Source organism: Mammaliicoccus sp. J-M40 (assembly GCF_022386395.1).
GTDB classification, from domain to species: domain Bacteria; phylum Bacillota; class Bacilli; order Staphylococcales; family Staphylococcaceae; genus Mammaliicoccus; species Mammaliicoccus lentus.
The window spans coordinates 198059-212878 of sequence record NZ_JAJNIQ010000003.1 but is presented as its reverse complement, the minus strand read 5'-3'; the positions used below and the strand labels follow the sequence as shown (position 1 = coordinate 212878).

15 protein-coding genes are annotated in these 14820 nt (G+C 33.4%); 9 read left to right on the top strand and 6 right to left on the bottom strand.

Annotated elements, in window-relative coordinates; translation table 11 throughout:
* Positions 1 to 3: 3 nt before the first annotated feature.
* From LQ688_RS05555 to cysC, 4 genes are read left to right on the top strand one after another with little or no spacing between them, the layout of a single operon-like run.
* A complete protein-coding gene (locus tag LQ688_RS05555; protein ID WP_017000085.1) occupies positions 4 to 651 on the top strand; it encodes an NAD(P)-binding protein in 648 nt (215 codons plus the stop codon).
* Entirely contained in the window at positions 639 to 1547 is a 909-nt protein-coding gene (locus LQ688_RS05550) for a sulfite exporter TauE/SafE family protein (protein ID WP_017000086.1), read from the top strand. The genes LQ688_RS05555 and LQ688_RS05550 overlap by 13 nt, the downstream gene beginning before the upstream one ends.
* Before the next feature lie 15 nt (positions 1548 to 1562).
* On the top strand, positions 1563 to 2741 hold the full coding sequence (gene sat, locus LQ688_RS05545) for a sulfate adenylyltransferase (RefSeq protein WP_064211723.1): 1179 nt from the start codon (positions 1563 to 1565) through the stop codon (positions 2739 to 2741).
* Positions 2742 to 2765: 24 nt separating this feature from the next.
* Entirely contained in the window at positions 2766 to 3365 is a 600-nt protein-coding gene (cysC, locus tag LQ688_RS05540) for an adenylyl-sulfate kinase (RefSeq protein WP_017000088.1), read from the top strand.
* Between the two features lie 476 nt (positions 3366 to 3841).
* Here cysC and cudC read toward each other — a convergent pair whose 3' ends face one another.
* The gene (cudC, locus tag LQ688_RS05535; RefSeq protein ID WP_070045202.1) at positions 3842 to 4396 is read right to left on the bottom strand and encodes a choline uptake/conversion transcriptional regulator CudC; all 555 of its coding nucleotides are present in this window, start codon (positions 4394 to 4396) and stop codon (positions 3842 to 3844) included.
* 207 nt (positions 4397 to 4603) lie between these two features.
* Here cudC and betB point away from each other — a divergent pair, with 207 nt between their 5' ends.
* Both betB and betA read left to right on the top strand, forming a co-directional pair.
* Positions 4604 to 6094, top strand: a complete 1491-nt coding sequence (betB, locus tag LQ688_RS05530; RefSeq protein WP_017000090.1) for a betaine-aldehyde dehydrogenase — start codon at positions 4604 to 4606, stop codon at positions 6092 to 6094.
* A gap of 39 nt (positions 6095 to 6133) precedes the next feature.
* Complete coding sequence (betA, locus tag LQ688_RS05525) at positions 6134 to 7816, top strand: choline dehydrogenase (RefSeq protein ID WP_017000091.1); 1683 nt, start codon at positions 6134 to 6136, stop codon at positions 7814 to 7816.
* 112 nt (positions 7817 to 7928) lie between these two features.
* Here betA and LQ688_RS05520 read toward each other — a convergent pair whose 3' ends face one another.
* Entirely contained in the window at positions 7929 to 8471 is a 543-nt protein-coding gene (locus LQ688_RS05520) for a recombinase family protein (RefSeq protein WP_017000092.1), read from the bottom strand.
* A gap of 93 nt (positions 8472 to 8564) precedes the next feature.
* On the opposite strand from LQ688_RS05520, the gene LQ688_RS05515 reads away from it, so the two are divergent.
* From LQ688_RS05515 to LQ688_RS05505, 3 genes are all read left to right on the top strand, one after another.
* On the top strand, positions 8565 to 10016 hold the full coding sequence (locus LQ688_RS05515) for a SulP family inorganic anion transporter (protein ID WP_064205055.1): 1452 nt from the start codon (positions 8565 to 8567) through the stop codon (positions 10014 to 10016).
* Between the two features lie 20 nt (positions 10017 to 10036).
* The gene (locus LQ688_RS05510; RefSeq protein ID WP_103269108.1) at positions 10037 to 10441 is read left to right on the top strand and encodes a universal stress protein; all 405 of its coding nucleotides are present in this window, start codon (positions 10037 to 10039) and stop codon (positions 10439 to 10441) included.
* 125 nt (positions 10442 to 10566) lie between these two features.
* Positions 10567 to 11001, top strand: a complete 435-nt coding sequence (locus LQ688_RS05505) for a hypothetical protein (RefSeq protein ID WP_239724015.1) — start codon at positions 10567 to 10569, stop codon at positions 10999 to 11001.
* 174 nt (positions 11002 to 11175) lie between these two features.
* On the opposite strand, the gene LQ688_RS05500 is transcribed toward LQ688_RS05505, so the two are convergent.
* The 4 genes from LQ688_RS05500 to LQ688_RS05485 all read right to left on the bottom strand — a co-directional run bounded on the left by LQ688_RS05500 (position 11176) and on the right by LQ688_RS05485 (position 14818).
* Positions 11176 to 11817, bottom strand: coding sequence for an SdpI family protein (locus LQ688_RS05500; RefSeq protein WP_239724016.1), 642 nt, complete (start codon positions 11815 to 11817; stop codon positions 11176 to 11178).
* 19 nt (positions 11818 to 11836) lie between these two features.
* Entirely contained in the window at positions 11837 to 12091 is a 255-nt protein-coding gene (locus LQ688_RS05495; RefSeq protein ID WP_016999831.1) for an autorepressor SdpR family transcription factor, read from the bottom strand.
* 135 nt (positions 12092 to 12226) lie between these two features.
* Positions 12227 to 13204: a LacI family DNA-binding transcriptional regulator gene (locus tag LQ688_RS05490; protein ID WP_239724018.1), complete on the bottom strand. Its 978-nt coding sequence runs from the start codon at positions 13202 to 13204 to the stop codon at positions 12227 to 12229.
* Positions 13205 to 13390: 186 nt separating this feature from the next.
* Positions 13391 to 14818: a glycoside hydrolase family 32 protein gene (locus LQ688_RS05485; protein ID WP_239724020.1), complete on the bottom strand. Its 1428-nt coding sequence runs from the start codon at positions 14816 to 14818 to the stop codon at positions 13391 to 13393.
* Positions 14819 to 14820 lie beyond the last annotated feature (2 nt).

Genomic DNA, 14820 nt, shown 5'->3' with positions numbered 1-14820 from the left:
TAGATGGCTTACGTGCCAATATTGATGGATTTATCCAATAAGACAGTTGTTATAGCAGGCGGTGGGAACATTGCTGAACGCCGTGTTAGAAAGTTAATAAATAGTGGCGCAAAAATTCACGTTATTAGCCCAGACGTTTCTAATTATATATATCGAATGCAAAGTGAACAAAAAATTATTTGGCACAAAAAAGCAATAACGTCTACCGATTTAACGAATGCGGATTTAGTGGTTGTCGCAACAGATGAAGCAGATGTAAACAATCGTCTGAAAGAGGAAGTACCTAAACACACTTTGCTTAATATGACGAGTAACGCTCAAGAGGGAGATGTTATATTTCCCGGGACATTTAAAAGAGGTAAATTGACTATAAGTGTTTCAAGCGGAGGCGCAAGCCCTAAGCTTGTATCGTCGATATTAAGAAATTTAGAAGATGATTATCCAGATGATTATGGTGAATATGTAGATTTTTTAAGTAATTGTCGATCAATCATTAAAGGACTAAATATAGAACGTTTAGAACAAAATCATTTATTAGAAATCATACTTTCAGATAAATATTTTGATAAAAATAAACAGCGAGAATTTATAGAGTGGTTAACGTTACAACCGAAAATGACTAAAGAAAGGAGTAACATATGCGAAAATTAACGATATTTGCAATCGTGGGGTTCTTAGCACAATTGATTGACGGATCTCTTGGAATGGGATTTGGAGCTACCTCGTCTTCATTGCTGTTAACATTTGGAATCGCACCAGCAATTGCTTCTGCTACGATACATTTTTCAGAAGTTGCAACGACTGCAGCATCAGGGCTATCACATTTAAAGTTTGAGAATGTTGATAAATCGATTATTTTAAAACTCGCTTTACCTGGTGCAATTACAGGGTTTATTGGAGCTGCCGTGCTCAGCAATTTGCACAGTGAATTTATTAAACCGTTTATCGCAATATTTTTACTCTCTATGGGGATTTATATCATTTATCAATTCGTATTTAAAAAGCAAAAAAATAATGAGCTCAATGAAGGTAAATTATCAGGATTTTTACTTGTTCCACAAGGAGCTATTGCAGGTTTTTTAGATGCGATTGGTGGTGGCGGTTGGGGCCCAGTTAACACTCCGTTACTATTATCTAGAAATAAAATAGAACCGAGATATGTTATTGGAACAGTCTCAACGAGCGAATTCTTTGTCACGATTTCTACTTCACTTGGATTTATTATATTCCTTGGGTGGAGTCAGATTAACATCGCACTTGTAGCGGCTTTAGCTTTAGGCGGTGTAGTTGCGGCACCATTCGCAGCATGGTTAGTAAAAACTTTACCTGTATACATACTTGCTGTATGTGTAGGTGGGCTAATTATATTTACAAATAGCAATTTACTTTTAAATGCTTTTGTAGACAGTGCTGTAACGATAACAATCGTCAAAATCGGCATCATTATAGTATGGGCAGGTTTAGTATTATTTACACTTTACCAACATCAAAAATTCCCGTTCAATGTACAAACTCAAAAATCTAGTAAAGTAGATCAAATTAACTAATAGGAGTGAAGCATGATGACATCAACAACTCAAACTGTAGAAGAAACGATCAAGCCACACGGTGGTCAATTAATTAATCGTCAAGTTGAAGGTAACGAAAAAGAACAATTAATAGAAGCAGCACAAACATTTCCGAAGATAACTTTAAATCCATGGAGTATCTCTGATTTGGAATTAATTGCTATAGGCGGTTTCAGTCCATTAACAGGTTTTCTAGGACAAAAAGATTATGAAAGTGTAGTAGACAATTTACGACTAGAAAATGGACTTGTATGGAGTATCCCGATTACTTTACCAGTGACAGAAGAAGAAGCTGATGAATTAGAAATTGGAGATGACGTTGCACTTTATGGTGAGGATGGCCATTTATACGGTGTTATAAAACTTGAGGAAAAATATACTTACGATAAAGCTAAAGAAGCACAAAATGTATATGGTACAACAGAAGTGGATCACCCAGGCGTTAAACGTGTATATGAAAAAGGAAATGTTTATTTAGCTGGTCCTATTCAATTAGTGGCTCGTCCTAAACATGACGAATTTAATGATTTTCATTTAGATCCTACAGAGACTAGAGCACTTTTTAAAGAATTAGGATGGAAGACAGTAGTAGGATTCCAAACGAGAAATCCTGTACATCGCGCACATGAATATATTCAAAAAATAGCTTTAGAATCGGTAGACGGTTTATTGCTAAATCCATTAGTTGGAGAAACAAAGTCAGATGACATACCAGCGGACATTCGAATGGAAAGTTATCAAGTTATCTTAAAACACTACTTCCCAGAAGATAGAGCAAGATTGGTAATATACCCAGCAGCAATGCGCTATGCAGGTCCTAGAGAAGCGATTTTACATGCTTTAGTACGTAAAAACTATGGTTGTACGCATTTTATAGTGGGCCGTGATCACGCTGGTGTAGGTGACTATTATGGCACTTACGAAGCACAAGAATTAATCACACAATATGAAGATGAAATAGATATTAATATATTCAAATTCGAACATGCATTTTACTGCACAATTTGTGAAAACATGACAACAGCAAAAACTTGTCCTCACGATAAATCAAACCATGTACATCTTAGCGGTACTAAAGTTCGAGAGAAATTACGCAACGGTGAACAATTGCCGAAAGAATTTTCAAGACCAGAAGTAGCTGAAGTATTAATTAGAGGTTTGAAAGAAAATTAATCTTGCAAGGAGCGAATAAAAAGTATGAGTACATCTACTAACATAACGTGGCATGATTCCGAAGTTACAAAAGCCGAGAGACAAGAAAGAAACGGACATAAAAGCGTCGTAATATGGTTCACAGGATTATCCGGATCAGGAAAATCTACAGTTTCAGTAGCGTTAGAAAAGGCATTATTTGAACAGAAGATTACATCATATCGTTTAGACGGCGACAACATTAGACATGGTTTAAATAAAAATTTAGGATTCAGTCCTGAAGACAGAAAAGAGAATATACGACGCATAGGCGAAGTAGGAAAGTTGATGGTCGACGCAGGAGTGGTCACAATGACAGCATTTATTTCTCCATACGAAGAAGATAGAAATATCGTGAGAGATATATTAGAAGATGGAGAGTTTATAGAAGTATATACAAAATGCAGTTTAGACGAATGTGAAGCAAGAGATCCTAAAGGTCTGTACAAAAAAGCAAGAAGCGGAGAAATTAAAGAATTTACTGGAATCAACGCACCATACGAAGAACCATCTAATCCAGAAATTATAATAGATACAGAACAACATAGCGTAGAAGAAGCGGTAGAAGAAATAGTAGCTTATTTGAAAGAACATAAATATTTGTAAGTAAGAAGCTTGAGAGACGAAACCATACCCCTAGGCAAGTAAGCAACCCTTAAATAATATATTAAATAATAATCCATAAGATTGAAAACAGAGGACCTCCTGAGACGGTAAAGGATGTTCTCTGTTTTTATTGGATTTAGAATGTAATTGGATGTAATGTTGCAAGCCGGTCATCACGTGCAACATACTGGTGTCTTAAGTTGCAAGCCGGTCATCTCGTGCAACATACTGGTGTCCTAAGTTGCAAGCCGGTCATCACTTGCAACATACTGGTGTCCTAAGTTGCAAGACGAGTGTCACGTGCAACATACTGGGTGTCTAAGTTGCAAGACGGGCATCACGTGCAACATACTGGTGTCCTAAGTTGCAAGGCGGGTGTCACGTGCAACATTCAATATCTCGCGACGCCGAGACGATACATAAAAAAGCTCTACTCATTAGATATCCGAACTAATGGGTAGAGCTTTTATTTGAAATTAATCTTCTTCGTCTTCTGGTATTGGGAAGTATTTATAAATTTCTCCTGTTTTGAAGGCTTCACTAATATTTGAGAGCCACTTGTAATAATTTTTGGACTCTATTAGTTGTGTGTGAATAGCAATCGCATCCTCTTTAGTTTCTGCGTCAACATCATCTGCATCAATAATTTTTTGGAGTAATACCACTGCTTCTTTTAGTGAATCCATATTAATCGTAATTTCTCTATCCCATTTTTTAGGGAAGAAATTGTTAAAGAATATGAAAAAATCTTTTTCAGCCATGAAGTGTTGTTTTCTACTGCCTCTAGTGAATTGTTGTTTTACAAGATCGAACTCTTGTAGTTTCTTCACGCCGGCACTCATGCTCGGTTTACTCATTTGAAGTTGTTCCCGCATTTCATCTAGTGTCATACTACCTTGGAAAACCATTGTGCCATATAGGTTGCCAACACTTCTATTAACACCGTATAAATCCATCGTCTCCCCGATGCCATTTATTACGATATCTTTAGCTTGGTCTAATTGTTTTTTGTAGTTATCTGAACTTGCCACTACCTACACCTCCAATAATTACTTTAATTGTATCATGAATTCTTTTACATTGTAGTTGCTTTTGTTTAGCTTGTCTATTTGAAATACAGTGATACGCCATGCTTCAAATATTAAAAGGTAATTTGACGACCTTTCAATTTATATGCTAACATAAGTTTGTAAAGTTCGTTAAATAAAAATTTAACAAAGTTAACGGAGGTAAGTTTTATGGGATATGTAAATAATTTGTCTACGCGTCAATATATTGATGGCCAGTGGGTAGAAGCTTCAAATAATGCTACTCGCGACATCGTAAATCCATATAATCAGGAAGTAATTCTAACTGTTTCGGAAGGTACAGCAGAAGATGCGGCTAAAGCTATTCAAGCAGCTAAAAATGCTTTTGAATCTGGTGTGTGGGCTGATGAAACAAGTGAAAATAGATGTCAAAAAGTAAGAGAAATCGCTGATTTAATTAAAGAAAACAAAGATGAATTAGCAGAGCTTGAAACATTAGATACAGGTAAAACATTAGAAGAATCATATGCTGACATGGATGATATTCATAATGTGTTTATGTATTTTGCTGGTCTAGGAGGTAATGATGGTGGTGAAATTATCGAATCACCTATCCCTAATTCAGAAAGTAAAGTAGTGAAAGAGCCAGTTGGGGTTGTAACTCAAATTACACCTTGGAACTATCCATTACTACAAGCTTCATGGAAAATAGCTCCGGCACTCGTGACGGGTTGTTCGTTAGTAATCAAACCAAGTGAAATTACACCGTTAACGACTATTAAAATTTTCGAATTAATGGAAGAAGCTAATATTCCAAAAGGTGTTATCAATTTAGTTCTTGGTAAAGGTTCAGAAGTAGGAGATACATTAACATCACATAAAGATGTAGATTTGGTTTCATTTACAGGTGGAATTGAAACAGGTAAACATATTATGAAAAAGGCTGCAGATCATGTTACAAACATTGCGTTAGAGCTTGGCGGCAAAAATCCTAATGTTATTTTCGAAGATGCTGACATTGAACTAGCGGTAGATCAAGCATTAAATGGCGGGTATTTCCATGCTGGACAAGTTTGTTCTGCGGGTTCTCGTATTATTGTTCACAACGACATTAAAGATGAATTTGAAACGGCTTTTATTAATCGCGTGAAAAAAATCAAACTAGGTAATGGTTTTGATAAAGATACAGAAATGGGACCACTTATTTCTAGTGAACATAGAGATAAAGTTGAAAAATATATAGAAGTCGCTAAAGAAGAAGGTACAACAATTGCTGTTGGTGGTAAGCGACCAGATAGAGAAGACTTAAAGGATGGTTTCTTCTTTGAACCGACAGTTATAACAAACTGTGATACTTCTATGAGAATTGTTCAAGAAGAAGTGTTTGGACCTGTCGTTACAATCGAAGGGTTCTCTGATGAAAGTGAAGCTATACGTTTAGCAAATGATTCTATTTATGGTTTAGCTGGTGGTGTATTCACTGAAGATATAGCTAAAGCAAATCGAGTTGCTAATAAATTGAAAATGGGAACAGTTTGGATAAATGATTTCCATCCATATTTTGCTCAAGCACCGTGGGGCGGCTATAAGCAATCAGGAATTGGTAGAGAATTAGGTAAAGAAGGATTAGAAGAATATTTAATTTCAAAACATATATTTACCAATACAAAACCTGAACCGGTTAATTGGTTTAGTAAATAAAATACAACAATGAAGTGTAAAATGCAGGAGGATAACATGATGAAAAAATCTTATGATTACATTATTATCGGCGGAGGTAGTGCCGGTTCAGTATTAGCAAGTAGATTAAGTGAAGATAAAGATAAAACAGTTTTAGTTTTGGAAGCAGGAAGAAGTGACTACCCTTGGGATTTACTTATTCAAATGCCAGCAGCATTAATGTATCCTTCAGGTAATCGTTTTTACGACTGGAAGTATGAAACTGAAGGAGAACCTCATATGGGTGGTAGAAAAGTATCACATACAAGAGGTAAAGTGCTTGGTGGATCAAGTTCTATCAATGGTATGATTTATCAAAGAGGTAACCCATTAGACTATGAAGGTTGGGGTTCAGTTGAAGGAATGGAAACATGGAAATATGCTAACTGTCTTCCTTACTTTAAAAAATTAGAAAAAACATTTGGTGCCGATAAGTCTGATCAATTCCGAGGAAAAAATGGTCCAATTAAATTAAGAAGAGGCCCAGCAAAGAACCCATTATTCCAAGCATTCTTTGATGCAGGTGTACAAGCGGGATATAACAAAACACCTGATGTTAACGGATTTAGACAAGAAGGATTTGGACCTTTTGACAGCCAAATTCACAATGGTAGAAGAGTTTCTGCATCAACAGCATATTTGAGACCAGCAATGAAGAGAAAAAATTTAACTGTTCAAACACGTGCGTTCGTTACAGAAATTAACTATGAAGGTAGAAAAGCTACTGGTGTGACTTATAAGAAAAATGGTAAGAAACATACAGTAGGAGCTGGAGAAGTTATATTATGTGGTGGTGCTTTCAATACGCCACAATTATTACAGTTATCAGGTATAGGTGATTCAGAACACTTAAATTCATTAGGTATTGAAACACGTGTTCATTTACCTGGTGTAGGTGAAAACTTCGAAGACCACTTAGAAGTATATGTACAACATGCATCTTCTAAACCTGTTTCACAACAACCAAGCTTAAATAAACTTAAGATGCCTTTCATTGGCTTACAATGGATATTTGGTCGTACAGGTCCAGCTTCTAGTAACCATTTTGAGGGTGGAGGATTTGTAAGATCTAACGATAAAGTAGAATATCCTAACTTAATGTTCCACTTCTTGCCTTTAGCAGTACGCTATGATGGACAAAAAGCAGATACTGAACACGGCTTCCAAGTACATATAGGGCCAATGTATTCAAATTCAAGAGGTAGTTTGAAAATTAAATCTAAAGATCCATTTGAAAAACCAAAAGTTGTCTTCAATTACTTATCGACAAAAGAAGACGAACAAGAATGGATTGAAGCAATAAGAATAGCAAGAAAAATATTAGCACAACCAGCACTTAAACCTTTCAATGATGGTGAAATATCACCAGGACCATCTGTACAAACAGATGAAGAAATCCTAGATTGGGTTAAAAAAGATGCTGAAACAGCATTACACCCATCATGTAGTGCGAAAATGGGACCTGCTTCAGATCCTATGGCAGTTGTAGACCCATTAACAATGAAAGTACATGGAATGGAAAACTTACGTGTAGTAGACGCATCAGCAATGCCGCGTACAACTAACGGAAATATACATTCACCAGTGTTAATGTTAGCAGAAAAAGCAGCAGACATCATAAGAGGAAGAAAACCATTAGAGCCAGAAGAAATAGATTACTATATACATGGCGTACATCCTAAAGATGCTGGCGTAATAAAATAAAAGAAAATATAAATCATAAAAACCAAAAAATAAAATGAGGCTGAGCCAAAAATCATTTAGTAATAATACTGATGAATTAGAGCTCAGCCTCATTTATTTATGAAAAACTATATTATTTATTTAAATGTCTATATAGAGTGGCTCTACTAATGTTCGTTTCTGCTTTAATTTCTTCTAGTGTATATTTTTTAGAGTGGTACATTTCTATCGCGTTTTTTAAATTAATGTCATCTCGTTGAGGTCGACCAATGCGTTTACCACTCGTCTTGGCCTTCTCCATACCAACTTTTGTTCTAAATTTGATGATATCATTTTGAAATTGAATCACTTTGCTGAGCGATTCGATAAAAGTCGTATGATAATCCGGGCTAATTGTAAGGTTAATGTTCTCAACAGAAATAGTAACATTTATTTCTTGGGCAATTTGTATAAGTTCTTCAAGTTGTGAAACTGAATCAGCTAGAATACATAAATCGGTAATGTATAAATGGTCGCCATCGTTTAACTTACTATAAAATAAAGAATTTAATTCTTTACGGTTTTCTGTGTTGGAATGCGATTCTTCAATTAATTTATCAACTTGATTGGATAATTTTAATTTTTGTTGTTCTAAAGAATCATAAATTTCTACTGGTCTTGTATAACCATACTTCATATATTTCACCTCGATAGTTCCAAAAAGGTATACATTTGAAACTCTTTTGTTTATAATGACTTTATTAAAAATATAAAAATAGGAGTTTAGATTATGTTTGAAAATTTAAAAATAGAATGGTTTTCAAATCCTAGTAAAAACATTCTAGCAGGTATTGTAGTGGCTTTAGCACTTATACCTGAAGCAATAGCTTTTTCAATTATAGCAGGTGTAGACCCTATGGTGGGGCTTTATGCAGCATTTATTATTGCGACTACTACATCTATAGTAGGTGGTCGTCCTGCTATGATTTCAGGTGCTGCTGGTGCAGTGGCTCTTATTGTTACACCACTAGTTCGAGATCATGGCGTTGAATATTTATTTGCTGCAACAATACTTATGGGTATTATACAGTTAATATTAGGGATTCTCAAAATCGGTAGGCTTATGAAATTTATACCTAGATCAGTAATGATTGGTTTCGTGAATGCTTTAGCTATTTTAATATTTATGTCTCAACTTGAACATATATTCGGTATATCAATTAGTACTTATATGTATCTCATTATTACTTTATTAATCGTATATATTGTTCCAAAATTCTTCAAAACTATTCCAGCACCTTTAATTGCAATCATCATTTTAACCGCTCTTTATATGTATACCGGAGCAAATGTAAGAACAGTAGGAGATTTAGGTTCTATAACGAGAGCTTTTCCTCATTTTCTTATACCAGATGTTCCATTTAATGTAGAAACTTTTAAAATTATTTTCCCATTTTCATTATCAATGGCTGTTGTTGGGCTAGTTGAAAGCTTGTTAACAGCAAAAATAGTAGATGATGCTACTGATAGTTATAGTAATAAAAATAAAGAGTCACGTGGACAAGGTATAGCAAACGTGATTACAGGTTTATTTGGTGGTATGGGTGGTTGTGCTATGATTGGACAATCTATAATAAATGTTAGATCTGGTGCTAACAGCCGTTTATCAACGTTTACAGCAGGCATCGTCCTTATTTTTCTTATTATTGTATTAGGAGATATCGTCGTGCAAATCCCAATGCCTATACTAGCAGGTATTATGATAATGGTATCGGTTGGTACATTTGATTGGCAATCATTTAAATATATTAAACAAGCACCAAAATCTGATGCAGTAGTCATGTTACTCACAGTTATTATCGTTTTGTTCACAAATAATCTTGCAATTGGTGTCGTTGTAGGTGTCATTTTCAGTGCATTGTTCTTTGCTACAAAAATATCTAACGTTAGAGTAGAATTAAACCAACAAGATAAAAGTTATTTATATTATTTTAAAGGACAAATATTTTTTGTTTCGATAGATTCAATGATGGAGCAATTAGATTTTACAATCGAAAACAGTCATATTGAATTAGACTTTACAGATGCACATTTATGGGATGATTCAGCAGTTGATGCAATTGATACCATAGTTAAAAAGTTTGAAGATAAACAAAATAGTGTATACGTTAAACAATTAAATGCTGATAGTAGAAAAATCATCTCTGAACTTAGTCAATTAAATGAAAGACATTTAAACTAATATACAAAGGAGAGAGTAACATGTATAAATCTATTTTATTAGCTGCCGATGGATCAGAAAATAGTTATAGAGCAGCTCAACAAATATTAAATATTGCAGAATCAGAAGCTCACGTAACAGTATTAAATGTAGTAGAAATAGACGAATCAAAAACAGTGATTTTACATGGGGCAAATTCAAATCAGCAACAAAAAGAAAAACTTTCACAAATTACTCAATTTCTAGAAGAAAATCATATAAAACATAAAATCAAAATAAAACATGGAGAACCAGCACAAACCGTCATTAATGAAGCAAATCGTCATCAACATGAAATTATAGTACTAGGGACAAGAGGCTTGAATAATTTTCAAGAAATGATGATGGGTAGTGTTTCTCATAAAGTAGCCAAACGATCAAAAATACCAGTTTTAATTGTAAAGTAAATATCTAAGGGATTAGAATAATTATTTTGAGCTTGGGATTTATTTCTTAAGCTCTTTTTGGTATTGCTTTATATATCGCATTTATATACAGTTAATTGTACATATACACTTTTGGGGGTGTGGTAGTGAACTGGTTATGGTTATGTTTACTCATAATTTCTGTATATCCATTTGTACATGTTGTTGTATATCATCCATTAAAGTTAGCAATGGGCGAAATGGTTCATGTAAAGAGAAAGGCGACATTAGCTACTATTATTGTGATTATAGCTTGTTTAGTTATATTTTTTGGTATGGCTTATTTCTTTAGGTTCAACACATGGAAAGTAAGTTTATATAATACAGCTTTAGATATGATTTATATCATAGCACCATATTTATCTATCCTTATCATGATATGCGCACTTGTGATTATAATTGAAAAAATAAAAAATATAAAAGAAAAATACGCTATTATTCATATTATCGCTTGTATATTAGTCATCATGTTGCACGTTGCGATGTGGCTACAATTATATGATGTTTGGCAACATTTAAAAGAAATCATTTATCAGGTTTGATGAAAGTTTAAAAATAAAACGAGCTAGAGAGATAAATCTTTAGCTCATTTTGGGGGATGGGAGAGATCAAAAAAGCAAGAATTGATATTGTTATTGGATTAACGACGACAATAATCCAAGTATGAAGTGCACCCCAAAAGTTGAACCAAAAATACACTTTTAGGGATGATTATTTTATTTAGCTGTTGAATAATTAATATATGAAAATAAGTATGGCACGATAACGAGGGCGATAACTAATGGTATTGTAACGAACGAATTAATTTTACCAAATACCCCGAGTAATAAATATATAAGTCCAACGATAATATATATTCGAGATGTAAATCGGTGAGTTTGTTTCCAATTCTTTTCACTTTTTAGAGTCCATTTATTTTTGATACCTAAACTTTTGTTTTGTGGTAATTTAGGTAAGTAGTTACCAATAATGATAAGAATTACAGCTAATACAAGCGGGATAATATAGTTGATAGAAATGTTCTGACCAAGTGCATTAAATATCATAATAAGAGAAATGATATATAAAAATCCTTGTGTTAAAGAAGAGAAAAATTGGTCTAAATTAACTAAGTTTGAATAATTCTTCCTTTTTTGATCTTTTTTTGTAGAAAATATAAACGTTAAATAACAAAATATCATAACGGCTATCATTATTAAGGCAGCAATATACTTATTAGCTATCCAATTTACTGAGCCATAATTACTGTATTGCATAGGTATAGAATCTGGTAAGTAAGCGAATGAAATCAACCACGTTAATATAGCTACTCCAATGATGAAAATGGCGGTTTTTGTGTTTTTTAATATGTCTTTCATGATAAAACTCCTTTATATTTTAGTTTTTAAACTTAATAATCCAGTTAATTGCTTCTTCAAATACTGATAAATTCAAATGGTAATAGATATATTTACCTTTACGTTCAGCATATATTAAGTCATTAAATTTAAGAATTTTAAGGTGCTGCGATACACTTGCTTGACTCATATCAAATTGTTCTGCTATTTCACTTGCTGTTAGTTTCTCATCTTTAAGCATTTCTAAAATATCTCGCCTTGTCTTGTCTGATAAAGCTTTAAATATGTCTCTCATGAACCCCACCTTTCCTTTCAATTAATCATTTAAGTATTTACTTAAATGATAAAATATAAAGTGAAAATTGTCAATATAAGTTCAAAAAAGGAGCCTAAGACATAAAAAATGTCTCAGACTCCTTCATACTTACTATTAACATGTACTTCCATTCCAAATTGAAACAGGAAGTATATATTCAGATAGTGTTTCTTGTTTTTCAAGCCTTAGATTTAAGACTTCAAGTGCTTTATTGGCTATTTCTTCAATAGGTTGGACTATTGTTGTTAAGTTGGGAAACATATTACGCATAATTTTAGAACCATCATATCCGACAATAAGTAAATCTTCAGGAATGTTTTTATTGAACTTTTTAGCAATTTGCATGATAAGTAACGCGTCTACATCGTTTGAAGCGAATACACCATCTACATCTGGGTGATCTATAAATATTTGGTTGAAGATTCCAGTTTTCTCTGTGTAAGAGATATTAAAATCTACAGAATAGTGAATAGGTTGAAGTCCATGATATGTCATTGTTTCTTCATATGCTTCTCGTCTTCTGTTTGCAGGTGTATCTAAAGTATGTGGACCTGTTGTATGTATGATTTTTTTAGCACCTTTTTGAATTAATCTTTCTGTAGCTTGTTTACCGCCTGAGTAATTATCAGATTCGATTACTGGTATGTCTTGGTTCATAATTCTATCGATTGCTACTATAGGAAGGTTTTCATTTTGATACTGTTGAATATTTTGGTTATGTGTACCAACGATTAAACCGTCGACTTGATTTGATAAAAGTTGATTTAAATAATTTTTCTCTTTTTCAGGATCATTCATTGAGTTCCCAATTATAACTTTATAACCTTGGGAATATAGCTTTTTCTCTAATTCTTCTACAAGTTCTCCAAAGAAAGGATTACTTACTGCAGGGAATAATAGGCCTATAATATTAGTCTTTTTATTATAAAGCTGACGTGCGACAGTGTTAGGTTGATAGTTTAATTTTTCCATAGCATCGTATACTTTATCGATTGTTTCTTGACTTAAATAGCCACGTTTATTTAATACTCTAGATACTGTAGTTTTTGATACATTGGCTAATTTAGCAACATCATCTAATTTAGGTTTCATATTTTAATCCTTTCGCCATAGTATTGAAATTCATTATTCATCATTATATCAAACATTTAGTATTTGTATCGTTAAATACTAAATGAAAATCATACTGGATTATAAACATGGTGTGTTATATAAACGAAAAAACCATCAAAGTAGACACTAAAAGTGAAAACTTTGATGGTTTTGTAAATACGTATATTAGAATTTGATTGCTTGATTATTTAGTTCATAAATTTCGTAGTTCGTTGAAACTGAGTCTGAAGCATTTATCCAAACTTGTGGATTTTCTTCTAAATAATATCTTTCTGTGAACACAGCTTCTCCGTCATTAATGAATATCTCTATAGAACTTGTATCGATAAATATGCGCAAGTTAACTTTGTCATCGCTAAGAATGTTGGCATATCTTGTATCATCTGTATCTTTGCGATATAACTCAAATTCATTAGTGTTAGAATTATATTTCAAGTTTAAAATGCTATTTCCATTTTTATCAGTTAAATAAAATGATGTTTCAGCATTTTGTTCTGATGTGAATTTGTGTTCTAAATTAATTTCTACATGAGAAGAATCGTCTATTAATAAAAGGTCATCTTTTAATTCTGTGCTGTCTGAATTTAGTTTTTCATTTCGTAGTGATTTCAATTCTTTAACAGGTTTCATATATATTTTTTCGTTTTTAATGTGTAGTTGTCTTGGTAAAGTTAATGCTCCAGCCCAGCCATCTTCTTTTTCAGGCATGTCGCTTTCCCACATCGCCATCCAAGCAATGAGGATTCTACGACCATCAGGCGCTTGAGTTGTTTGAGCTGCATAGAAATCATGTCCAAAATCTAATTCTTGGAAATTACCTCTATTAAACTCTGTGTTGTCGTCATTAAATTGACCAGCAAAATAACCATTTTGGAATAAGTTTAAATATTTTTTCTCTTCTTTGTCTATACCTTGAGGTGAACATAATAAAATATCTTTGCCATCTAATCTAAATACATCAGGGCACTCCCACATAAAGCCTTCTGTTTTTAATCCTTTAGATTTACTTGGTGCACCAATGTATTCCCAATTTAATAAATCGTCAGATTTATAAAGAATAATTCTACCTAGACCATCTTTTTCTTGGCTTCCTAGTACCATATAATATTTATCATTTTCTTTCCAAACTTTAGGGTCTCTAAAGTGATGAGTATTATCTTCTGGCTCAGAAGCAATTACTGGATTATTTTCGTATTTAGTAAAGTTTATACCATCTTTACTGTAAGCCATGTTTTGGTTTTGCCAGAAGTTATCTGGGTCACCATCGCCATAGTAGTGATGACCTGTATAGAATAAGTATAAAGTATCCTCTTTAACAATAGCACTTCCTGAGAAGCAACCATCTTTATCTTCTGGAGAACCCGGAGCAAGTGCTATCGGTAAGTCTTCCCAGTGTACTAAATCCTTACTTCTTGCGTGTCCCCAATGCATTGGACCCCATTCTGCACTATATGGATAATGTTGATAAAAAATATGATAATAGCCATTAAAATAACAAAATCCATTAGGATCATTAATCCAACCAGATTTGGCCATCACGTGGTAGCCTAACCTATATCTATCATCTGTTAATTGTATTTGTTCATTTGTCATGT

What these genes read in the sequence shown, in the direction of transcription:
- LQ688_RS05490 (WP_239724018.1), bottom strand. Translation starts at nt 13,204, where the DNA reads ATGAAACCTAAATTAGATGATGTTGCTAAATTAGCCAATGTATCAAAA.
- LQ688_RS05500 (WP_239724016.1), bottom strand. Translation starts at nt 11,817, where the DNA reads ATGAAAGACATATTAAAAAACACAAAAACCGCCATTTTCATCATTGGA.
- sat (WP_064211723.1), top strand. Translation starts at nt 1,563, where the DNA reads ATGACATCAACAACTCAAACTGTAGAAGAAACGATCAAGCCACACGGT.
- LQ688_RS05555 (WP_017000085.1), top strand. Translation starts at nt 4, where the DNA reads ATGGCTTACGTGCCAATATTGATGGATTTATCCAATAAGACAGTTGTT.
- LQ688_RS05520 (WP_017000092.1), bottom strand. Translation starts at nt 8,471, where the DNA reads ATGAAGTATGGTTATACAAGACCAGTAGAAATTTATGATTCTTTAGAA.
- LQ688_RS05485 (WP_239724020.1), bottom strand. Translation starts at nt 14,818, where the DNA reads ATGACAAATGAACAAATACAATTAACAGATGATAGATATAGGTTAGGC.
- betB (WP_017000090.1), top strand. Translation starts at nt 4,604, where the DNA reads ATGGGATATGTAAATAATTTGTCTACGCGTCAATATATTGATGGCCAG.
- cysC (WP_017000088.1), top strand. Translation starts at nt 2,766, where the DNA reads ATGAGTACATCTACTAACATAACGTGGCATGATTCCGAAGTTACAAAA.
- LQ688_RS05515 (WP_064205055.1), top strand. Translation starts at nt 8,565, where the DNA reads ATGTTTGAAAATTTAAAAATAGAATGGTTTTCAAATCCTAGTAAAAAC.
- LQ688_RS05550 (WP_017000086.1), top strand. Translation starts at nt 639, where the DNA reads ATGCGAAAATTAACGATATTTGCAATCGTGGGGTTCTTAGCACAATTG.
- LQ688_RS05495 (WP_016999831.1), bottom strand. Translation starts at nt 12,091, where the DNA reads ATGAGAGACATATTTAAAGCTTTATCAGACAAGACAAGGCGAGATATT.
- betA (WP_017000091.1), top strand. Translation starts at nt 6,134, where the DNA reads ATGAAAAAATCTTATGATTACATTATTATCGGCGGAGGTAGTGCCGGT.
- LQ688_RS05510 (WP_103269108.1), top strand. Translation starts at nt 10,037, where the DNA reads ATGTATAAATCTATTTTATTAGCTGCCGATGGATCAGAAAATAGTTAT.